The organism is Streptomyces nitrosporeus, from assembly GCF_008704555.1.
GTDB lineage: Bacteria > Actinomycetota > Actinomycetes > Streptomycetales > Streptomycetaceae > Streptomyces > Streptomyces nitrosporeus.
On sequence record NZ_CP023702.1, the window covers coordinates 370,804 to 391,477 of the forward strand.

General features: G+C 72.1%; 18 protein-coding genes. 6 read left to right on the plus strand and 12 right to left on the minus strand.

The genetic code is table 11. The features are described from left to right. Positions 1–298 precede the first annotated feature (298 nt). The 4 genes from CP967_RS01690 to CP967_RS01705 all read left to right on the plus strand — a co-directional run bounded on the left by CP967_RS01690 (position 299) and on the right by CP967_RS01705 (position 5,043). Positions 299–1,225, plus strand: coding sequence for a carbohydrate ABC transporter permease (locus CP967_RS01690; protein ID WP_150486200.1), 927 nt, complete (start codon positions 299–301; stop codon positions 1,223–1,225). Beyond that, entirely contained in the window at positions 1,225–2,145 is a 921-nt protein-coding gene (locus CP967_RS01695) for a carbohydrate ABC transporter permease (RefSeq protein WP_150486201.1), read from the plus strand. Before CP967_RS01690 ends, CP967_RS01695 begins: the two co-directional genes overlap by 1 nt. Before the next feature lie 64 nt (positions 2,146–2,209). Further along, complete coding sequence (locus tag CP967_RS01700; RefSeq protein WP_150486202.1) at positions 2,210–3,511, plus strand: extracellular solute-binding protein; 1,302 nt, start codon at positions 2,210–2,212, stop codon at positions 3,509–3,511. A 227-nt stretch (positions 3,512–3,738) separates the two neighbouring features. After that, on the plus strand, positions 3,739–5,043 hold the full coding sequence (locus CP967_RS01705) for a BNR-4 repeat-containing protein (protein WP_150486203.1): 1,305 nt from the start codon (positions 3,739–3,741) through the stop codon (positions 5,041–5,043). A gap of 168 nt (positions 5,044–5,211) precedes the next feature. On the opposite strand, the gene CP967_RS01710 is transcribed toward CP967_RS01705, so the two are convergent. The 12 genes from CP967_RS01710 to CP967_RS01760 all read right to left on the minus strand — a co-directional run bounded on the left by CP967_RS01710 (position 5,212) and on the right by CP967_RS01760 (position 16,985). Then, a complete protein-coding gene (locus CP967_RS01710; RefSeq protein ID WP_150486204.1) occupies positions 5,212–6,114 on the minus strand; it encodes a glutathione S-transferase C-terminal domain-containing protein in 903 nt (300 codons plus the stop codon). A gap of 132 nt (positions 6,115–6,246) precedes the next feature. After that, positions 6,247–6,402: a hypothetical protein gene (locus tag CP967_RS33815; RefSeq protein WP_167535308.1), complete on the minus strand. Its 156-nt coding sequence runs from the start codon at positions 6,400–6,402 to the stop codon at positions 6,247–6,249. Between the two features lie 499 nt (positions 6,403–6,901). After that, the gene (locus CP967_RS01715; RefSeq protein ID WP_150486205.1) at positions 6,902–8,068 is read right to left on the minus strand and encodes an LLM class flavin-dependent oxidoreductase; all 1,167 of its coding nucleotides are present in this window, start codon (positions 8,066–8,068) and stop codon (positions 6,902–6,904) included. Between the two features lie 67 nt (positions 8,069–8,135). After that, on the minus strand, positions 8,136–8,693 hold the full coding sequence (gene ssuE, locus CP967_RS01720) for an NADPH-dependent FMN reductase (protein ID WP_150486206.1): 558 nt from the start codon (positions 8,691–8,693) through the stop codon (positions 8,136–8,138). Between the two features lie 206 nt (positions 8,694–8,899). After that, a complete protein-coding gene (locus CP967_RS01725) occupies positions 8,900–10,276 on the minus strand; it encodes an NtaA/DmoA family FMN-dependent monooxygenase (protein ID WP_150486207.1) in 1,377 nt (458 codons plus the stop codon). Between the two features lie 20 nt (positions 10,277–10,296). Beyond that, the gene (locus CP967_RS01730) at positions 10,297–11,496 is read right to left on the minus strand and encodes an LLM class flavin-dependent oxidoreductase (protein WP_150486208.1); all 1,200 of its coding nucleotides are present in this window, start codon (positions 11,494–11,496) and stop codon (positions 10,297–10,299) included. Between the two features lie 69 nt (positions 11,497–11,565). Next, entirely contained in the window at positions 11,566–12,543 is a 978-nt protein-coding gene (locus CP967_RS01735; RefSeq protein WP_150486209.1) for an ABC transporter substrate-binding protein, read from the minus strand. Positions 12,544–12,583: 40 nt separating this feature from the next. Then, positions 12,584–13,348: an amino acid ABC transporter ATP-binding protein gene (locus tag CP967_RS01740; RefSeq protein ID WP_150486210.1), complete on the minus strand. Its 765-nt coding sequence runs from the start codon at positions 13,346–13,348 to the stop codon at positions 12,584–12,586. Further along, entirely contained in the window at positions 13,345–14,358 is a 1,014-nt protein-coding gene (locus tag CP967_RS01745) for an amino acid ABC transporter permease (protein ID WP_150486211.1), read from the minus strand. The genes CP967_RS01740 and CP967_RS01745 overlap by 4 nt, the downstream gene beginning before the upstream one ends. 19 nt (positions 14,359–14,377) lie before the next feature. After that, entirely contained in the window at positions 14,378–15,337 is a 960-nt protein-coding gene (locus CP967_RS01750; RefSeq protein WP_373300440.1) for an ABC transporter substrate-binding protein, read from the minus strand. Then, positions 15,334–15,813, minus strand: a complete 480-nt coding sequence (locus CP967_RS01755; RefSeq protein ID WP_373300439.1) for a GNAT family N-acetyltransferase — start codon at positions 15,811–15,813, stop codon at positions 15,334–15,336. Before CP967_RS01755 ends, CP967_RS01750 begins: the two co-directional genes overlap by 4 nt. A 44-nt stretch (positions 15,814–15,857) precedes the next feature. Then, entirely contained in the window at positions 15,858–16,985 is a 1,128-nt protein-coding gene (locus tag CP967_RS01760; RefSeq protein ID WP_150486213.1) for an LLM class flavin-dependent oxidoreductase, read from the minus strand. A 557-nt stretch (positions 16,986–17,542) separates the two neighbouring features. Between CP967_RS01760 and CP967_RS01765 the strand changes: the two genes are divergently transcribed. Beyond that, positions 17,543–18,550, plus strand: coding sequence for an amino acid ABC transporter permease (locus tag CP967_RS01765; protein WP_150486214.1), 1,008 nt, complete (start codon positions 17,543–17,545; stop codon positions 18,548–18,550). Continuing rightward, positions 18,547–20,547, plus strand: a complete 2,001-nt coding sequence (locus CP967_RS01770) for an FAD/NAD(P)-binding protein (RefSeq protein WP_150486215.1) — start codon at positions 18,547–18,549, stop codon at positions 20,545–20,547. The genes CP967_RS01765 and CP967_RS01770 overlap by 4 nt, the downstream gene beginning before the upstream one ends. Positions 20,548–20,674: the final 127 nt, after the last annotated feature.

The following is a 20,674-nucleotide window of genomic DNA, read 5'->3' on the forward strand; positions in this document are numbered from 1 at the left end:
GAGCGGCCTCGAACGTACATCACATCCATATCGTGCAACCACTGTTCAGTCAGTGGGATCCGTTGTAAGTTCCGGTTGCGGCCACCGACCTGGCCACCGTGAGCCGAAGTGCAAGTTCGGTGCAGGTGGAGCGTGTTCGCCGGTTCCGCACAGAACCGGCGATTCACCGACCAAAAGGGTTGACGCCATCGCACGATATGGAGAACGATCCCGCATGCTGCAACTTGCATCCATCGGAGCAGGGACGACGTTCACGCAGGGCCCCGGCACTCCCGCCACCGTTTGAGAGGACAGAACCATGAGTACGGCCGCACCTCCCCAGAAGGCGCCCCCACCCCGCCGGCGGACCGGAGGACGGCTCTCCAACGGTGCGTTCGCACTGCTGCTGACCGCACCGGGGCTCGCCCTGTTCGCGGCGATCATCTTCTATCCGCTGCTGTCGGCGCTGTTCACCGGCTTCTTCGAGCAGGACCTGCGGCTGCCCGGCCGGGAGTTCGTCGGCCTGGACAACTTCGCCTACTGGCTGGACGGCGACCTCCTCGCCATCCTCGAGCAGACGCTGGTCTTCACCGTCGGCGCGACGCTCGTCCCCTTCGTGCTCGGCTTCGCGCTCGCGCTCGCGCTGAACACCGGGCTCAAGGGAAGCGGCTTCCTGCGCGGCCTGTTCCTGTTCCCCTGGGTGATCCCGGGCGTGGTGGTCTCCTTCCTCTGGATGTGGATCTTCAACGCGAACTACGGGGTGCTCAACGGCGTCCTCATGGAGACCGGGATCATCGACGAGTCCGTGGCCTGGCTCGGCCGGCCCGGCACCGCGATGCTCGCCGTCATCGTCACCAAGACCTGGGCCAGCTTCCCCTGGATGATGGTGATGCTCCTGGCCGGTCTCCAGACCGTGCCCAAGGAGCTGCACGAGGCGGCCTCGATGGACGGGGCGGGCTCGGTCCGGCGCTTCTTCGCCGTCACCTGGCCGCAGGTCCGCGGTGTCGCATCGATCGTGCTCCTGCTGGAGTTCATCTGGAACTTCCAGCACTTCGACACCATCTACGTCCTCACCGGCGGCGGGCCCGCCGGCACCACCGAGACGTTCGCCACCGCCGTGTACCAGACCGCCTTCAAGGGCTTCGACATCGGCCGGGCCACCGCACTGGGCGGACTGTGGATGCTGCTCCTGCTCCTCCTCGTCGCCGTCTACCTCAGGATCACCGAGCGGAAGGGCGACGCCTGATGACCTCCACCACCTCCACCCCGCTGTCCGCCGCCGGCCGGCCGCAGCCGTCCGCCGCGCGGGCCGGGCACCGCACCAGGCGCCGTATGCGCAAGGACCTGCTGCGCTCGCGGATCGCCGCCTGGAGCGCGGTCGCCGTCATCGGCGCCTTCGGCCTGCTGCCGGTCTACTGGCTGCTCGCCACCGCGCTGAGCACCCCCGAGTCGACCTTCCAGTTCCCGCCGAAGCTGATACCCACCGACCTCACCCTCGGCAACTTCACGGCCCTGGCCGAGAACGACCAGCTGATCAAGTACATGGTCAACTCGCTCGTCGTGGCCTCGGTCACCGCCGTACTGAGCGTGGTCGTCGCCACGTACATGGGCTACTCGTTCTCCAAGTTCCGCTACCGGGGGCGGCGGTCGCTGATGCACCTGGTGCTGGCCTCCCAGATGTTCCCCCAGGCGCTCCTGCTGGTGACGCTGTACGCCGTCTTCTCCAGCTTCGGCATGCTCAACACCTACACCGCCCTGGTGCTCTCCTTCACCACGTTCACCATGCCGCTGTGCGTCTGGATGCTGAAGGGCATCTTCGACACCATCCCGGACGCCCTGCTGGAAGCGGCGGCCATCGACGGCGCGTCCCGGTGGCGGACGCTGCACTCCATCGTGGCGCCGCTGGCCGCGCCGGGCATGATCGCCGCAGGGCTCTTCGCCTTCGTACGCGGCTGGAACGACTTCATCTTCGCGCTGACCCTGGCCGACAAGGAGAAGCAGACCCTTCCCCCGGGGCTCGTCTCCACCTACATCGGCGAGTTCCAGACCGCCTGGCCCCAGCTGATGGCGGCCTCGCTCGTGGTGTCCGTCCCGGTGATCGTCGCCTTCATGTTCCTGCAGCGCTACCTCGTCGGCGGCATGACCGCCGGTTCGGTCAAGAGCTGAACCCGCGGGAACCTCCCGCGCCCTCACGTACCTCCCTTCCCGCTCACTCCCCCATGGAGAGATCATGACCCCCTCTGGCATCAGCCGGCGCGGCGCGCTGCGCATGTTCGGCATCGGCGTGCTCGGTGCGGCGGGCGCCGGTGCGCTCGGCGCCTGTGCGCCGTCCGGCGCCGGCTCCCCCTCGAACGGCGGGGACCCGAAGTCCAAGAACTTCGACTTCACCTCCTGGTCGCTCAACGAGGAGGCCGCCAAGCCCTCGATCGAGAAGATCATCGCGGCATGGGAGAAGGCCGAGAAGTCGAAGATCCGCGCGGTCTCCTACCCGTACAACGAGTACCTGAGCCAGCTCACCCTCAAGCTGGGCGGCGGGGAGACGACCGGGGCGGTGCACCTCGACATCGCCTGGCTCGCCGCGATGGCGCAGATGGGCAAGCTGGCCGACCTCGGACCGGTGGCCGGCCAGGGCGGCTACACGGACGTGGCGCTGAACAGCGGCGTCTACGACGGCAAGCAGTACGGGCTGCCGTGGAACACCGGATCGATCGGTGTGATCGCCAACTCCCAGCTCCTGGAGAAGGCCGGGATCAAGGAGCACCCCGCCACCGTCGAGGAGTTCGAGGCCGCGCTGCGGGAACTGAAGGGGCTCGGCGGCGGTGTCGTGCCGTATGCCGCCGCCACCAAGGTCGCGCAGCTCAAGGACATCTTCCCGTGGATGCAGACCTTCGGCTGCAAGCTGCTCGACGGCGGGAAGGTCACGATAGGCGACGACGCCTCGGTCGACGCGGTCACCTGGTACAAGAAGCTGCACGACGAGAAGCTGATCGCCGCCGACGTGGACCGCTTCGACGCGCGCGCCCTGTTCGGGCAGGGCAAGGCCGCCTTCTACGACGACGCGATCATCGGCAAGGGTGTGACCTCCGCCCAGTCCGCGGACAAGACGCTGGCCGACGCCATGCAGCCGATGGAGCGTCCGGTGCTCAGAGCCGGGGACACACCGCAGGCGCTGCTGTGGGGCGGCGTGATCGCGATCGTGAAGGGCAAGGGGCAGGACGCGGCGACCGAGTTCGCGCTGCACACCACCACCGACCGGGCCACCACCTCCGAGTACTTCGCCGCGCGCGCACTGCCGCCGTCGACCACCGCGGGGCTGGCCGCTCCCGAGGTCGTCAAGGACACCTTCACCACGGAGTGGACCCGGAAGATCACCAGAACGGCGACCGGCAGCCCGTTCTGGCAGTTCGCGCAGAACGCCCAGATCGAGGAGGCCGTCGCCAAGCAGGTGCAGGCCGTCCTCGTCGGCAGGACGAAGCCGAAGGACGCGATGAGGCAGGCCGGCGAGGAGGCCGCCGCACTCATCAAGCGCTGAGGCCGGGCGCCGTGGGCCGGGCCCGGTGGACGCCGCACGCTCCGCCGGGCCCGGCTCCGTCTCCGGCCCCGTACGGCGGCCACGCCGGCCGGCCCCGGAAAGGCGGGACTCCCGGAACCCGCCCCGGAACACGCCCCGGAGCCGCCGCCGTCCGCGCCGCCTCCGCACCCTCGCCCGTCTCCGCACCCGCACCCGCACCCGCACCCGCACCCGCGAAGGAGATCGTCTTGCGACGTCCCACGCTACGCACGTACGCCGTCTCGGCCACGGCTCTGGCCGCCCTTCTCCTGCCCGCCCCGGCCGCCGGAGCCGGCACCGCGCAGAGCACCGCAGCCGCGGCGACGGTGATCGAGAAGGTCCCGTACGCGATGGACTCGTCGAACCAGGCCGCCTGGTGGACGCCGGTCGCCACGTACAAGGGCCGCGGCCAGTACACGTACTTCGCCTTCAACGAGCCGGGCTCGACGGCCGCGACGCACCGGCCCGCCGTCGCACGGCGCGACCCGGACGGGGTCTGGAGCCTGCTGCCGCTGCTGGACAGCGACGGGCAGCGGGCCGAGTTCCCCGACGACAACGGCCACAACCAGCCGTCGGTCGCCCGCGACGGCAGTGGCCGCCTGCACGTCTTCACCTCCATGCACGCCGACACCTGGCGCTACTTCCGCACCGAGGCCCCCGGCGGCGCCGTCACCGACCACGCGTCCGAACTGCCCGACCAGGGCACGGGCATCACCTACCCGGTCGTCACCACCGCGCCCAACGGCGACCTGTATCTGGCCGCCCGCGTCGGCACGGGCTCCGACCAGCGCCCCGGCAGGCTGTACCGGTGGGACGACGCCGGCTCCCGCTGGAGCGTCGTCGCGACCTTCGCGGGTGCGCCGGACCGGTCCGTGTACCCCGATGACATCACGGTGGACGCCTCCGGCCGCGTACACCTCCTCTACGAGTGGGCGAAGGCACCGGCGACCGCGTTCCGCCACCAGCTCTCGTATCTGGCCTACGACCCGGCGACCGGCTCCTTCACCGACAGCACGGGCACGGCCGTCACCACCCCGCTCACGCCCGCCACCTCCGACGTCGTCCAGGACCTCACCCCGGGCGAGGAGTGGAGCACCGACAACGCGTACACCGGCCCCGCGGTGCAGAGCGCCAAACTCACCCTCGACGGCTCCACCCCGAAGGTCGCCCACCGCTACCGCTCGGCCGACAGCGGCGGCCATTTCCGCGTGTACTACGCCTATCCGAGCGGCAGCGGCTGGGTCAGGAAGACCGTGTACGCCGGCGGGCAGACCTCGGCCGCCCTCGGCATCACCTGGGACGGGACGGACGGCAAGCGGATCTACTACGTGACCGCCTCCGGCACCGACCGGGTCTTCTCCGCCACGCAGTCGGCGGATGGAGCCTGGGCCGCCCGGTCCGCCGCGCCGGGTGTGAGCGCGGACCGGCTCGCGGTGCGACAGGACTCGGACGGTCACGACGTGCTCTACCTTCCGGACACCGCGCACAACTCCCTTTACTACGGGTTCCGCTGAGCGGTCATACCGTTCGCGCCGTCCGTACGGGAGCGAGGCCGCCGCCAGAGTCCGCGTACCCGTCCTGCGCGGGAGCGCCGGCCCGGGACGCCGGCCACCACCCGGCGCCGTCCGGCACAGTCACCTGAACGTGTGTCCGTTTCCGCGGGAGGAAGGCCCGGTCGGCCCTCACCCCTGGGGGCAGCCTGCCCGCCGGACCGGGTCCAGGGGCCGGTGCGGGGCCCGCACCGTGTGTTCCGGTGCCCAGTCCAGGATCCTCACCGCCGCGCCCGCGGCTTCCCGGCCGCGGCAGTGCGCGTGGTGGCGTAGCGCGATGCCGTCCAGATCGAGATGGGCGGCGAAGGCGGGGTGCTCCGCGAGACGGCGGGCGTATGCCCACAGGTGCGGGTGGCCGGTGATGCGGTGCACCGCGCCGGCGTCCAGGTGCCAGCGGTGGACGGTGTCCAGTTGCAGCAGCGTCACCCACAACTGGACGTCGGCGGCCGTCAGACGGTCGCCCAGCACGTAGGGCCGGCGGGCCAGGGCCCGTTCGGCCGATCCCAGTCCCTGGAGAAGCGTTTCCAGTGCCCTGTCGCGTGTGCCGTGGTCGGAGTCGGCCTTTCCCGCCTGCTGGGCGGCCGCGGTGATGTCCCGCTCGCAGAGCCGCTCGACGGCGTGGACCGCGTCCTGGGAGCCGGGCGGGTGGAGGGTGGCGCCGAGGCTGCCACCGAAGTGCCGGACCAGGTCGCTGAGGATGTCCGGGGTGTGCGTGGTGACGATCCGCCCCGTCCAGTCGTCGCTGAGGACCGGGGCCGCCGCCGGTCCGGGATACCGGTGCGCGCTCGCCTCGTACAGCGGGCGCAGAGCCAGGTGTCCGCCGTCCGGCCCGTCGGGCACGGCCGGCAACGGCTCCACGGGGAGGACGCCGTCCAGGCCGAGCAGGCTGTGCGTGATCGCGATCCGCAGACAGTACGGGCAGGTGAGTGCGAGGTGGAGCCGGTAGCGGTGGGGCGCGGCGTGGTAGCCGCTGCGGGCGTCACGGCCGATCCTGCCGCGGAGGGAGGGGACGGCTGTCGGGTAGGTGGCGGGCATTACGTCTCCCTGGAGCGCTCGGTCTGGTAGCCCGGTCCGGAGCGTCCGGCGGCGGCGGGTGCGTGCCCGGGGCCGCGGAGTGTCGGAGGGGCCGGCCGCCGGCCCGTGGCACGGGTCCGGCGGAAGAGGGGATCAGGCGCCGTGGGCTGCCGGGGCGCGGACGGGCCGGCTGTGTGCGGCCGACGCGCTGCACACGCGCAGCAGATCGATGTGGCGGCGGCTGGTCAGCAGAGGCAGGTACGCCGGCGTACGGAGACCTTCGTCGGGGTCCCGCGCCGAACGGCCCATGCCATCCCTACCTTTTCACTGGGAATTCCACTCCGGAGTGTGCGTCCGCTCCGCCGCCGCGTCAAGAGCGCGGACCGCGGGACCGCGGATACTCCGCCGCCCGGTGCGGACGCCGGGTTCGCGTCGGCACCGGGCGGTTCCACCGGGCCACGGGCCGGTCGTGGCACGGCGCGGGGTGCGCTCGTGGTCGCCGGCACCGCCCGCGGGGCGGTGCCGCGTGGCGCGGCCGCCCCGGCCGGTGGCACCGCCGGCCCGCCCTTGCCGACGCACGCGGCGCCGGCCCGCGCGGACCGGTCGCACGCGGCGCCGGTCGTACGCGGACCGGTCGAACGCCGCGCCGGTCGCACGCGGCGCCGGTCGTGCCGGCTCGCCGGTCTCCTCCGCCGCCCGCTCCCCACCGGCGGCTTCCCGGCCGGTGTCCGCCCCTACGAGCCGGCCGCCCCCACCGGTTTCCGGGCCCCCGCGCCACCGCCCCTCGCCGAGCCGCCCGCCGCGTGGGTCATCGCGGCCTCGCGGCGCCCGCGAAAGCCGCCTGTGCCGCCGGCGGCGGCGTGGCCGCCCCGGGGCGGAACGGGTGGGTCCACAGGCCCTGCGCCCGAAGCCGCGGCAGGACGCCCTCCCCGAACCAGTACGCCTCCTCCAGGTGCGGGTAGCCGGAGAGGACGAACTCGTCGATGCCGAGGTGGTGGTACTCGGCGATCCGCGCGGCGACCTCGTCGTGGCCGCCGACCAGCGCGGTGCCCGCGCCACCCCTCACCAGCCCGATCCCGGCCCACAGGTTGGGGTGGATCTCCAGGTCGTCCCGGCTCCCTCCGTGCAGGTCCAGCATGCGCCGCTGTCCCTCGGACTCGCTCCGGGCGAGGCCGGCCTGCACGGTCCGCACGGTCTCCGCGTCGAAGCCCGCGAGGAGCCGGTCCGCCTCCGCCCATGCCTGTCCGGAGGTGTCGCGGGTGATGACGTGGAGGCGGATGCCGAAACGGAGACGGCGGCCCTCCCTGCTGGCCAGCGCCCTGATCCAGGCGATCTTCTCGGCGACGGCCGCGGGTGGCTCGCCCCAGGTGAGGTAGACGTCCGCATGGCGCGCCGCGACCTCGCCGGCGAGGGGTGAGGAGCCACCGAAGTACACCTCGGGCACGGGGTCGGGCAGCCGGGCGAGCCGGGCGTCCTCGATCCGGAGGTGCTCACCGCGCAGGCCGACGGTCCCGCCCTCCCACAACCCGCGTACGACCTCCAGGAACTCTCCGGTACGGCGGTACCGGGCGTCCTTGTCGAGGAAGTCGCCGTACGCCCGCTGCTCCTGGCTCTCACCGCCCGTGACCACGTTCAGCAGGAGCCGCCCGCCGGTCTGCCTCTGGAAGGTGGACGCCATCTGCGCGGCCAGGGTCGGCGAGACGAATCCCGGGCGGAAGGCGACCAGGAACTTCAGGTGCTCGGTGTGCTGGCTGACCATGGCGGTGGTCAGCCAGGCGTCCTCGCACCAGGCGCCGGTCGGGGTGAGCGCGCCGGCGAAGCCCAGGTCCTCGGCGGCGCGGGCGATCTGGGTGAGATAGGCGACGGTGGGCGGCCGGTCCTGGCCGAAGGACGTGGCGGGGGCACCATGACCACCGCCGACGACGTGGCGGCTGTCTCCGTTGGTGGGAAGGAACCAGTGGAACGTGAGGGGCACCTGGGTCTCCGATCAGGAACGCGTTCGAAACGGTGCGGAAGGACCGGGCAAGAGGGTCACGCGGCGGTCATCCGGTGGCCGCCAGCAGGTTCGTACGGCCGCCCAGCGCTGCGGAGAAGAGGTCCGACACCTGCGCCAGGGGCTCGGCCGCGCTCGGCGCGAGGGCCGGTGTGCCGTCGTCGCCCCCGGTGATGTCCTTGTCGAGCGTGAACCAGCCGGGGACGATGTGCGAGGCGCCCATGGAGCTCAGCACGGGGCGCAGGGCGTAGTCGATGGCCAGGACGTGGGCGGTGCTGCCGCCGGTGGCCAGGGGGAGGACGGTCTTGCCCGCCAGCGCGTACTGCGGGAGCAGGTCGAGCAGCGACTTCAGCAGCCCGGAGTAGGCGGCCTTGTAGACGGGGGTGCCGATCACGACCCCGTCCGCCCGGTCGAAAAGGGCGATGGCCTCGACGATCGCGGGGTGCCGGAGATCGGCACCGAGCAGCGCGTCGGCGGGGAGGGTCCGGACGTCGAGCACGGTCACCTCGTGCCCCTGCGCGATGAGCCGCTCGTCCAGGTGGCGCAGCAGCCGGGCGGTACGGGAGGTGGCGGAGGGGCTTCCGGAGACGGAGAGGACGGTGGCCATGGCGGGTGAACCTTTCAGGAGTGCCGGGTGGGGTGGGCGGTTCGCCCGGTGCTGATGTGACGGCCCGGCAGCCGGGCCCACCGGGCTCGTCGGGTTCATCGGATTCGTCCAGCTCACCGCGCTCACCGGGCTCGTCGTGCGGGAAGGCGGTGCCTTCCGCCGCGGGGAGGAGCGGGCCCGGCGGTGCCCCCGCGGGCGAGCGGGTTTCACGACGCCGCCTGCCACTCGCCGCGTGCGTCGTCGGGGTGGGCGAGGCCGAGCTGGTGCCGCAGGGTCGGGCCCTCGTACTCCGAGCGGAAGACGCCCTGTTCCTGGAGGAGGGGGACCACCTTGTCCGCGAAGGCGTCCAGGCCGCCCGGTGTGATGTGGGGGACGAGGATGAAGCCGTCGGAGGCGTCGGACTGCACGAAGTGGTCGATGTCCCTGGCGACGGTCGTCGGGGAGCCTACGAAGGTCTGGCGGTTGCCGGTGTTGATGACGAGGTCGCGGATGGACCAGTTGTTGGCCGCGGCGAGCTCGCGCCATTCCCGGGCCGTGGCCAGCGGGTCGCGGTACATCCGTACCTGGGCACGGCCCTCGGCGATGTGGGGGCCGCCGACGTACGGGTCGATGCCGGGGAGCGGCCCCTCCGGGTCGTACGACGACAGGTCCCGGTTCCAGACGAACTCCAGGTGCTTGAGAGCGGTGGCCCCGCTGACCTGCCGGCGGCGCACCTCCCGCGCCAGTTCCTCCGCCTCCGCGTCGGTGTCGCCGAGCACGAAGGTGGCGGCGGGCAGGACGAGGAGCTCTTCGGGGCGGCGGCCGTACGCGGCGAGGCGCCGCTTGACGTCGGTGTAGAACGCCTGGCCCGCTTCCAGGGTGGTGTGCCGGCTGAAGATCGCGTCGGCGCCGGCCGCGGCGAACTCGCGGCCCTCGTCGGAGTCGCCCGCCTGGAAGATCACCGGGCGTCCCTGCGGGGAGCGCGGGACGTTGAACCGGCCGTGGATGTCGAAGTGCTGCCCCGTGTGGACGAAGGAGCCGGCCTTCGCGTCCCGCAGGAAGGTACCGGTGGCCTGGTCGGCGACGATCTCGTCGCCGTGCCAGGAGTCGAGGAGTTCGTTCGCCGTGGCGAGGAACTCCTCGGCGCGGCTGTAGCGCTCCTCTTTCGGGAGGAAGCCGCCGCGGCGGAAGTTCTCGCCGGTGAAGGCGTCCCAGGAGGTGACCACGTTCCAGGCCGCGCGGCCACCGGAGAGGTGGTCGAGGCTGGCGAACTGACGGGCGACCTCGTAGGGCTCGTTGAAGGTGGAGTTGATGGTGCCGGTCAGCCCGAGGCGCTCGGTGACGGCGGCGAGCGCGGCCAGGACGGTGAAGGTGTCGGGGCGGCCGACGACGTCCAGGTCGTAGATCTTCCCGCCCTGTTCGCGCAGTCTGAGCCCTTCGGCCAGGAACAGGAAGTCGAACTTGGCGCGTTCGGCGGTCTGCGCGAAGTGCGTGAACGAACCGAAGTCGATGTGGCTGCCGGCCTCCGGGTCGCTCCACACGGTGGTGTTGTTGACGCCCGGGAAGTGGGCGGCCAGGTGGATCCGCTTCAGCGGCTTGCTCATGACGGTCGCGTCCTTCCGGTTCAGGCGGCGTAGCGGTTGGCGGGCCGGGCCAGTCCCAGCAGTCCGCGCAGGGTGCCGGCCTCGTAGGCGCGGCGGAAGACCCCCCTGCGCTGGAGTTCGGGGACCAGGCTCCGGGTGATCGCCGGCAGGTCGTGCCCCAGGACGGCGGGACGCAGCCGGTAGCCGGTGAGGCCGGCCGCCCGCCACTCCTGGAGCAGGTCGGCAAGCCCGGCGGGCGTGCCGGTGAAGACGCGGGCGTCGCTCGGGTACGGCCCGCCCGCGAGGGCGTCGAGCCGTTCGCGCCGGGCCGCCGCGGCACCGGGGGCGTCGTCGAGGAAGACCACGAGGTCGGCGAAGACGTGCAGTGGCTGTCCGGCGCGGCCGGCCGCTTCCTGCTCGGCGCGGATCTCCGCGACGATCGCGCGGGCCTGCCCGGTGTCGTGCGGGGTGACGTAGCCGATGTCGGCCTGCCGGGCGACCAGCCGGTACGGCAGGGTCCCGTGGGCGAGGGCGGTGACGACGGGCTGGCCCTGTGGCGGGCGGGGGGTGACGGAGGGGCCTCTGACGCTGAAGTACCTCCCCTCGAAGTCGATGTGGTGCAGTTTGCCGCGGTCGACGAACCGGCCGGTGGCCACGTCCCGGATCTCCGCGTCGTCCTCCCAGCTGTCCCAGAGGCGGCGTACGACCTCGACGTGGTCGGCGGCCTCGTCGAAGAGGCCGCCGACCACCTCGCGGGCGGCCGGGCTGTCGTAGGCGCCGACGCGGGGGATCGTGCGGCGGCCGAAGTGCGCGGCCTCGTCCGGGCGCGCGGTGATCCGCACGCGCAGACCGGCCCGGCCGTTGCTGACGTGGTCGAGCGTGGCGATCGCCTTGGAGAGGTGGAAGGGCTCCGTGTGGGTGACGACCGCGGTCGGGACCAGGCCGATGTGCCGGGTGAGGGGCGCGACCCGGGCCGCTGTCTGGACGGCGTCCAGACGGCCGCGGACCTGGTCGGTGCGGTCGTCCGGTTCGAAGGGGTGGGAGGACTGCGGGCCGAGACCGTCCTCGATGGTCACGAAGTCGAGCAGTCCGCGCTCGGCCTCGGTGACCAGACCGGCCCAGTAACCGGCGGTGAAGAGCTCCTGGGGGCGGGCGGCGGGCTCCCGCCAGGAGGCCGGGTGCCAGCCGGTGCCGTCCAGGGCGACGGCGAGGTGCAGCGGGGCAAGAGGGGCTGAGGACACGGGTGGGTACCTTCCTGGCAGGAGGCCGGGGCGCGGGGACGGGCGGCGGCCGGACGGCCGCCGCCGGGGCTATGTGTCGGTCCTCGGCAGGCCGGGCGGGTTGATCTCCGACTTCGTCACGGCCTCGTCGGTCAGGCCCCAGCGTTCGAGCACCTTCGCGTACGTCCCGTTGCCGATGACGTGGTTGAGCGCGTCGGCGAGCGGCTCGACCAGGCCGTTGTCCTTCTCGGTGGTGGCCGCGATCAGTCCCTGGAGGGTGTCGCCGGCGCCGGAGTAGGTGCCGGCGACCTCGGTCTGCCCGGTGGTGGCCGCGTGGTAGGCGGCGGTCGGGTTGGGGCCGAGGTAGAGGTCGATGCGGCCGGACCGGAGGGCGAGGTAGGTGTCGCTGTCGTTCTGGTAGTACTTGATGTCCACCGGCTCGCGGCCGGCCTTCTCGTTCTCCTCGCTCCACTCGATCAGCAGCTTCTCCTGGTTGGTTCCGCTGCGCACGGCGACCGTCCTGCCCGCCACGTCCCGGGGCCCGGTGATCCTCAGGCCGCTGCCCTTCTTCGCCTCGAAGCCCAGGTTGTCCTCGCGGTAGGTGGCGAAGTCGTACTTCTCCTTGCGTTCCTCGGTGACCGTGATGTTGCTGAAGCCGACGTCGTACTTGGCGCTGTCCAGGCCGACGAAGACGTTCTCCCAGGAGACCGCGCTGATGCGCGGTTCCAGGCCGAGCACGTCGGCGACCAGGTGAGCGATGTCGGCCTCGACGCCGATGACGGTCTTGTCGTCGGTGGCGTAGAAGCTGAGCGGCGCCGCGGAGCCGGACGCGGTGACGAGTTCCAGGGTGCCTCTCCCGCGGATCTTCTTGGGGACCTCGGCGGCTATGGAGTCGACCTTGCCGGTGGTGACACGGCGCTGCTGCGGACTCAGGTTGATCTTCGTACCGGCGCCCTCGGCGGCCGCGACCTCGGTGGTGGTGCCGTCGGAGGGGTTGCCGCAGGCGGCGAGGGCGAGGGCGGCGGCGAGCGCGGCGGCGGCGGTGCGGTGGATGGTCGGGGAGGACACGGTCGTGCTCCTTGCGAAGGGGAAAGGGGGCGGGGTGGGGTCAGAGGACCTTGGAGAGAAAGGCGCGGGTGCGCTCGTGCCGCGGGGCGTCGAGTACGGCTGCGGGCGGGCCCTGCTCCACGACGACGCCGCCGTCCATGAACACCACGGTGTCGGCGACCTCGCGGGCGAAGCCGATCTCGTGGGTGACGACGATCATGGTGGTGCCCGTGTGGGCCAGGTCCTTGATGACGTCGAGGACCTCGCCGACCAGTTCCGGGTCGAGTGCCGAGGTGGGCTCGTCGAACAGGAGCACCTTCGGTTCGAGGGCGAGCGCGCGGGCTATGGCCACGCGCTGCTGCTGGCCGCCGGAGAGCTGGCGCGGATAGGCGTCGGCCTTGTCGGCGAGGCCGACCCGCGCGAGCAGGCGGCGGGCGTTCTCCGCCGCCTGCCTGCGCGGGCGGCGCAGGGCGGAGACGGGGGCCTCGACGAGGTTGTCCAGCACGGTCAGGTGCGGGAAGAGGTTGAAGTTCTGGAACACGAACCCGATGTGGGTGCGCTGCCTCAGGACGTCCTTCTCCTTCAGCTCGTACAGCTTGTCGCCGGAGCGGCGGTAGCCGATGAGCTCGCCGTCGATGCTGATCCAGCCGCGGTCGACCTTCTCCAGGTGGTTGATGGTGCGCAGCAGCGTGGACTTCCCGGAGCCGGACGGGCCGAGGACGACGGTGACCTCTCCGGCGCGGACCTGGAGGTCGGCACCGCGGAGCACCTCCAGCGGTCCGAAGCTCTTGTGGACGTCGTGGACGTCCACCATCACCTTGCTCATCGACTGTCTCCCGGGTGCTTCAGAGGTGGGGCGGACCGTGCTGCCTCCGTGCGCAGGCCGCTGACGAAGTGCCGGGCGCGCTGGAGCGGCGTGGGTGGCGGGGTGCGGTCGGTCCCCCGGGCGAAGTGCCGTTCCACGTAGTACTGGGCGGCCGACAGCAGCGAGGTCAGTACGACGTACCAGGCGGTGGCGACGAGCAGCAGCGGGATCACCCGGCCGTTGCGGCCGTACACGACCTGTACCTGGTAGAAGAGTTCGCCGATGGCCATCACGTAGACCACCGAGGTGCCCTTGAGCAGGCCGATGATCTCGTTGCCGGCGGTGGGCAGGATGGCGCGCATGGCCTGGGGCAGCACGATCCGGCGGATCTGCCGCAGCCGGGGGATGCCCAGGGCCGCGGCGGCCTCCTGCTGCCCGTGGTCGACGGAGATGACGCCACCGCGCACGGTCTCGGCGGCATAGGCGGCCTGGTGCAGCGTCAGCCCGATGACGGCGGCGCCGATGGTGCCGATGAGGCTGCTGCTGTCGACGGACCAGAACACCGGGCCGAAGGGGATGCCGATGCCCAGTTCCTCGTAGAGCGCGCTCAGATTGAACCAGAACACGAGCTGGACGATCATCGGGATGGACCGGAAGATCCAGACGTAGGTCCAGGCGACGGTCTGCAGCACGGGGCTGCGGGACAGGCGCATGAAGGCCAGGACGGTGCCGAGGACGAATCCCAGCACGGTGGCGTAGGCCGTGAGCTGGAGGGTGACCCAGACCGCCTGGACGATCGTCTCGGACAGGACGTAGTCGCGGAAGACCCCCCATTCCCAGACGGGGTTGGTGGCCAGACCGTGCGCGAACTGGGCGACCAGCACGATCACGGCGACGGCCGCCGCCCATCGGGCGGGGTGGCGGGCGGGGACGACCGTGAGCGAGGCCGGATCGTCCGGGGCGGGCGGGGCGTGGGGGCCGCCGGGCGGTGCGGCCGGGGCCGGCGGCGTGGTGCCGGTGACGAGGTCCATGGTGGAGGTTCCTGCTTGCTCACGTGTGTTCGGGCGGGTTGATCCGCGATGTCTCGATCGCGGAGGCGGAGGTGCCCCATTTCTCGAGGATCCGGGCGTACGTGCCGTCCTTGATCAGCTCGTTGACCGCGGCCTGGAACGCCTTGGTGAGCGGGGAGCCCTTCCTGAAGGTGAAGCCGACGTCGAGGCGGTGGAACTCGCCGAGGAACGCGGTGTGCGCGGCGGGCTGCGACGCCTGGTACCGCAGGCCGTTGATGGTCGACATGATCACGTCGATCCGGCCCTGCTGGAGCGCGGTGACGGTCGCCCCGTTCTCCGAGTAGACCTTCACCTCGTAGGGCTTCTTGCCGGCCTTCCCGCACACCCCCTTGTTCGCGTCCAGCGTCGCCTCGAAGGTGGTCCCGGCACCGATGCCCACCGTGTGCCCGCACAGCTGGACGAGGTCGGTGACCTTCTTGCCGAAGGAGGTGTTTCCCTCCTTCACCGCGAAGCCCTGGCCGTCGTCGATGTAGGTGACGAAGTCGATGGTCTCCAGGCGCTCGGCGGTGACTCCGAAGTTGCCGGTGCCGAAGTCGTACTTGCCGCTGCGCAGGGCGGGCAGGATCGTCTCGAAAGAGGCGTCCTGGCGTTCCAGCCCGATACCGAGGACCCTGGCGACGGCGTCGGCGATGTCGATGTCCTGGCCCTCGGGCCGCTTGTCCGACCCGTTCGGGTAGTACGCCGCGGGCGGGGCGGCGACGGAGCTGCCGACCCGGAGCGTGCCCGACTTCCGCACGTCCGCGGGGAGCAGGGCGGCGATGGAGTCCACCTTGCGTACGCCGGCGACCGGGTCGTCGGCCGGCGCGGAAGAGTTCCGCGCGCCGGCCGCGGCGGTGTGGCCGGGGTCGCCGCTGCCGCACGCGGTCAGGAGCAGCAGGGGCACGAGGGCGGCAGCGGCCGCGGCGGGGCGCAGGATGCCGCGGAGGGCGGGTGGCTTCACAGGTCGGTGGCCTTTCCGGTGCGGGGTGCGGGGGTGAGGTGCTTCTCGAAGGGCAGGGGGCCGGCTTCCGGGGCCGCCTGCGGGGCGAACAGCGGTGTGTAGCCGGTGGCGAGGTACAGGCCGAGGGCTTCCGGCTGGCGTGGGCCGGTGGTCAGGTAGATCCGCCGGTAGCCGCGCGTGCCCGCTTCGTGCTCCAGTTCGGCGACGACCCGGCGGGCCAGGCCGCGGCGCCGGTGGGCGGAGTGGGTCCAGATCCGTTTCAGCTCGGCCGTCTTCGCGTCGTACCGGCGGAAGGCCCCGCCCGCGACCGGCTCGCCGCCCAGGAGCAGAAGCAGCAGCACTCCGCCGTGCGGGGCGGTGAACTCCTCGTCCGGGTAGCGTGCGAGTTCGGTGCGGGCGTCGCTGCCGTACCGGGTGGAGTACTCGTGGCCGAGTTCGCGCAGCAGCGGTGTCACACGCGGGTCGGAGACGGGCACGTGGACGACCGTGAGACCGGGGAGCGGAGTCCGGGCGGCGGAGCTCACCCGCCCACCGCCGCCAGGCTCTGCGGACCGCGCGCCGCCCGGGCCGCGTCGCGCTTGGCGACCTCCTCACGGACGATCGGGATCACGTACCGGCCGAAGTCGATCGCGTCGTCCAGCAGGTCGTAGCCGCGGGCGGACAGGATGTCGACGCCGAGGTCGTAGTAGTCGAGGAGCGCCCGGGCCACGGTCTCGGGGGTGCCGACCAGGGCGTTGGAGTTGCCCGCGCCGCCGGTGGCGGCGGCGGTCGGGGTCCACAGGGCCCGGTCGTAGCGCTCCCCCGCGTCGGCGATGGCGAGCAGCCGCTGCGATCCCGTGTTCTGCGGGGCGCCGCTCCGGTGGTGCCGCGCGAGTGCCTTCTCGCGCCGTTCCCGGATGGCACCGACCGTGCGGTGGGCCTTTTCCCAGGCCAGTTCCTCGGTCGGGGCGATGATCGGACGGAACGCCACCTGGAACCGGGGGAGGCCGGTACGGCCCGCGGCTCTCGCCGCGTTCCTCACCGCCTCCATCTGCTCCGCGGTCCTCGCCAGCGGTTCGCCCCACAGGCAGTAGATGTCGGCCTCCGCGCCTCCGGCGGCGTAGGCGGCGGGTGACGATCCGCCGAACGAGACGTCCGGGCGGGGCTGCTGGACGGGGAAGACATCGCTCACGAAGTCGTGGAAGCGGTAGTGCTCGCCCTCGTGGTCGAACGGTTCGTGAGTGGTCCAGATCTTCTTCACGATCCGGATGTACTCGCGTGTGCGGGCGTATCGCTCGTCCTTGGCCAGGGTGTCGCCCTCGCGCCCCTGCTCGTGGTCGTTGCCGCCGGTGATGAAGTGCACGGTCAGCCGTCCTTCGCTGATCCGGTCGAGGGTGGCGAAGGTCTTGGCGGCGAAGGTGGGGTAGGAGACGTTGGGCCGGTGGGCCAGCAGGATCTGGAGGCGTTCCAGCCGGCCGGCGAGATAGGCGGCGGCCGGGGCCGGATCGGGCGAGCCGGAACCGTAGGCGAACAGCACCCGGTCCCAGCCGTGTTCCTCGTGCGCCCGGGCGAGGCGGAGTGTGTACTCCTTGTCGAAGGCGGCGCCGGAACGGGGTGTGGTTTCGGAGCCGTCATGGGTGGCGGCGATACCGAGGAACTCCACGGGCATGGCAAGGGCCTTTCGGAACGAAGCCGTGTGCGGGCACGGCGGAGGAACCCGCCGTGTACGCGAAACGGAAGCGTCGGGACGACGAGGGGTGACTACGGGTGTGACGACGCCGGTGCGTCGGGGGAAGCGGTGCCGTGGCAGCTCACGCAGGGACGGATTCCGGCCCGCAACGGGTCACCGAAGGAGGGAAAGGGCCTGCCCCGCGGCCTGCTGCCGGGTCAGACGCAACACGCGGCGGACCACACCCGACCGAAGTCGATGTGGTCGCGCGAGACCAAGCGTTCCTGGGCAGCCATGCCCTTCATTCAGCCGTGCGGACGCCCTGGCGTCAAGCACGGGCCGCGTGCCGTCCCGCACCCTGAGACCGTATGACGGCAGCGTGTACGGGCTGTTGCAACTTCCCCCGAACAGTTGACCGTTCGCGCTCTTCGAGGGCTAGTCTCGGCAAAGGACCGGCCACCCGCCACGCGCGGTGGACGCCCCGGCCGCGTTGAGGGACGCGGCATGTGTGACGACACCCATGCCCGCACCCCTTCCTCCCTCCGGAGCTCTTCCCGATGGTCACGCCTCCCGATGTCACGTCCCTTCCCGCTCCGAAAGCCTGGAGAGGAACCGAGCCGCACGAAACCGGATCGCCACGGATCGTGCCGCGCCGGAACGTCGGCCGGCTGCTGGCGGCGGCCGCGGCACTGCTGCTCTTCGCCATGACGGTCAACTCCGTCGTCCGCAACGACGCCTTCCAGTGGAACGTGGTGGGCCGGTACCTCACCACGAGCGCCGTGCTCGACGGGCTGCTGCTGACTCTCTGGCTCACCGCGGCGGTGACGGCACTCGGCTTCCTGCTCGGCATCCCGCTGGCGGTGATGCGGCTGTCCGCGAACCCGGTACTGCGCACGCTGAGCTGGGGCTTCGTCTGGATCTTCCGGTCCACTCCGCTGCTGGTGCAGCTGCTGTTCTGGTTCAACATCGGGGCCCTCTACCCCACTCTCGGACTCGGCCTCCCGTTCGGCCCGGAGTTCGTGACCGTCAAGACGGTGAACCTGCTGGGTCCCACGCTCACCGCGGTGATCGGCCTCACCCTGCACGAGGCCGCCTATGCGGCTGAAGTGGTACGGGGCGGCATCCTGTCGGTGGACGCGGGCCAGACGGAGGCCGCCCAGGCCCTGGGCCTCGGCAGGCGGCGCACGCTGCGCCGGATCGTCGTCCCGCAGGCGATGCGCTCGATCGTGCCGACGGCCGGGAACATGCTGATCGGCACGCTCAAGGGAACGAGCATCGTCAGTGTGCTGGCCGTACACGACCTGCTGTTCTCGGTACAGCTGATATACAACCGTACGTACCAGGTCATACCCCTTCTGATGGTCGCCACGCTCTGGTACATCGCGGTGACGACCGTGCTCGGCGCCGGCCAGTACTACGTCGAGCGGTACTACGCGCGCGGTGCCGCCCGCGCCCTGCCTCCCACTCCCCTGCAACGGCTCCGCGCCGGCCTGGCCGCCTCACGTGCCCGGCTGGTCCGGGCGTCCGCCGCGGACGCCCGCCCCGCCCTGGGCGGTGACCGGTGAGCACCCCGCCCTCCGCGGCCGTCCTCGTCATCGTGGGCGCGGGACCGCGCGCCACCGGACTGCTGGAGCGCATCGCCGCCAATGCTCCCGAACTGTGGGACGGCGAAAGGAAGCTGACCATCCATCTCGTGGATCCGCACCCGCCGGGACCGGGCCGGATCTGGCGGCACGGGCAGTCGCCGCTGCTGCGTATGAACTCCATGGCCGAGGACGTCACCATGTTCACCGACGAGATGTCCACCGTCGAGGGTCCCGTGCGGCCGGGCCCGTCCCTGGCCGAGTGGGCCGCCTCGTTCTCCGGAGGGCCCGAGGCACCGCGCCACGCGCCGCACACCGAGCCCGCCGACCCGGACGTGCTCGCCGAACTGAGCACCCTGACCGGCACGGACTTCCCCACCCGCCGGGCTCAGAGCGCCTACCTGGACTGGGTGTTCCGCCGGGTCCTGGCCGAGCTGCCCGCTTCGGTCACGGTGGAGTGGCACCGCGCCACCGCGACCGCCGTCTCTGACGCCCCGGACGGACGCCAGCACGTGCGCCTGTCCGGCCGCACCGCCCCTCTCCGTGCCGACACGGTGGTTCTCGCCCAGGGGCACCTGAGCTCGGCTCCCACCGCCGAACACCGCACCCGCGCCGCCTTCGCCCGCCGCCACGGCCTCTTCCACCTGCCGCCGAGCTTCTCCGACGACGCCGGCCTGTCCGCGCTGCGGCCGGGCGAGCACGTCCTCCTGCGCGGGTTCGGGCTCGCCTTCATCGACCTGATGGTGCTGCTCACCGAGGGGCGCGGCGGCACCTACCGCACCGGGCCCGACGGCATGCCGGTCTATCTCCCCTCCGGCCGTGAGCCGGTCCTCCACGTCGGCTCGCGACGCGGGGTGCCGTACCACGCCAAGACCCACTACTCCCTCCTGGGCCCCCGGCCCCCGCTGCCCCGCTACTTCGGCCCCGGGGCCGTCGACACGCTGGCCGCCCGGGGCCGGCCGCTGGACCTGCGCCGCGACGTGTGGCCGCTGATGGCCAAGGAGATCGGCTTCGGCCACTACCACGAGCTGTTCCACGCCCACCCCGAGCGCACAGCGCTGCCCTGGCCGGAGTTCCTCGCCGCCTACGACCGCCTGGGCTGGTACTCCGAGGAGATGGCGGCTCTCGTCACCAGGGCCGTGCGGGACCCGGCGGACCGCCTGGACTTCGAGGCCCTGGACCATCCGCTGGAAGGGCTGGTCTTCGCGACGCCGGAAGCCTTCCGGAGCCACTTGCGCGACCACATCGCACGGGACGTCGCCCGCCGCGAGGACGCGGCCCACAGCGCGGACCTGGGCGCCTTCCTCGCGCTGCTCTCCGTCTACGGGCAGCTGCCCCGGCTGGTCACCGCCGGGCGGCTGACGGCCCGCTCCGTCGCCGCCGGTCTCGACGGCTGGTGGAACGGCTTCTTCAGCTTCCTCGCCTCCGGTCCGCCGGGGTTCCGGCTGCGCCAGCTCCTGGCCCTCTCCGAGGCGGGGCTCGTCCACTTCCTCGGCGCGGACCTCCGTATCGGCACGGACGAGACCACCGGCACCTTCGTCGCCACCAGCCCCACGGTGCCCGGCCACAGGGTGCACGCCACGGCGCTGGTCGAGGCGTATCTGCCGGGACCGAACCTCGACCGCACGCGGGACCCCCTGCTCCGGCACCTGCACCGCCACGGCACCCTCACGGAGGAGGTCATCTCCGACTCCACGCACACCCACCGCTCCGGCAGGCTCAGGGTCACCCCGGCCGGCGGCCGTGTCATCGACGCGGGTCTGGGCGGTCCCCACCCCCGCCTCGTCGCGCTCGGCGCACCGACCGACAGCCGCGCTCAGGCCGCGTTCGCCCGGCCCCGCACCGACGCCCCCGTCTTCCGGCAGAACGACGAGGTGGCCCGCGCCCTGCTGCGGTCTCTGCGCACCGTTTCGCCCGGCGGGCCCGGGGAGGGCCGCGAGGACAGCGCGGCCGGCCTCCGGGCGCGTGTCGGGGGGTGACCGCGCGGCGGACGGCTCCGGGCTCATCCGCAGTGCTCCGTGTCCGCCGGGGCGGCCACGGGCGCGTGGGCCCGGCTGAGCCGGCGCGCGGCGTCGGCGGCACGGGGCCGGTCGCGGGGCGCTTTCG

Coding starts and splice junctions, on each gene's coding strand:
- CP967_RS01690 (WP_150486200.1), top strand. CDS start 299: ATGAGTACGGCCGCACCTCCCCAGAAGGCGCCCCCACCCCGCCGGCGG.
- CP967_RS01695 (WP_150486201.1), top strand. CDS start 1,225: ATGACCTCCACCACCTCCACCCCGCTGTCCGCCGCCGGCCGGCCGCAG.
- CP967_RS01700 (WP_150486202.1), top strand. CDS start 2,210: ATGACCCCCTCTGGCATCAGCCGGCGCGGCGCGCTGCGCATGTTCGGC.
- CP967_RS01710 (WP_150486204.1), bottom strand. CDS start 6,114: ATGCCCGCCACCTACCCGACAGCCGTCCCCTCCCTCCGCGGCAGGATC.
- CP967_RS33815 (WP_167535308.1), bottom strand. CDS start 6,402: ATGGGCCGTTCGGCGCGGGACCCCGACGAAGGTCTCCGTACGCCGGCG.
- ssuE (WP_150486206.1), bottom strand. CDS start 8,693: ATGGCCACCGTCCTCTCCGTCTCCGGAAGCCCCTCCGCCACCTCCCGT.
- CP967_RS01725 (WP_150486207.1), bottom strand. CDS start 10,276: ATGAGCAAGCCGCTGAAGCGGATCCACCTGGCCGCCCACTTCCCGGGC.
- CP967_RS01740 (WP_150486210.1), bottom strand. CDS start 13,348: ATGAGCAAGGTGATGGTGGACGTCCACGACGTCCACAAGAGCTTCGGA.
- CP967_RS01745 (WP_150486211.1), bottom strand. CDS start 14,358: ATGGACCTCGTCACCGGCACCACGCCGCCGGCCCCGGCCGCACCGCCC.
- CP967_RS01760 (WP_150486213.1), bottom strand. CDS start 16,985: ATGCCCGTGGAGTTCCTCGGTATCGCCGCCACCCATGACGGCTCCGAA.
- CP967_RS01765 (WP_150486214.1), top strand. CDS start 17,543: ATGGTCACGCCTCCCGATGTCACGTCCCTTCCCGCTCCGAAAGCCTGG.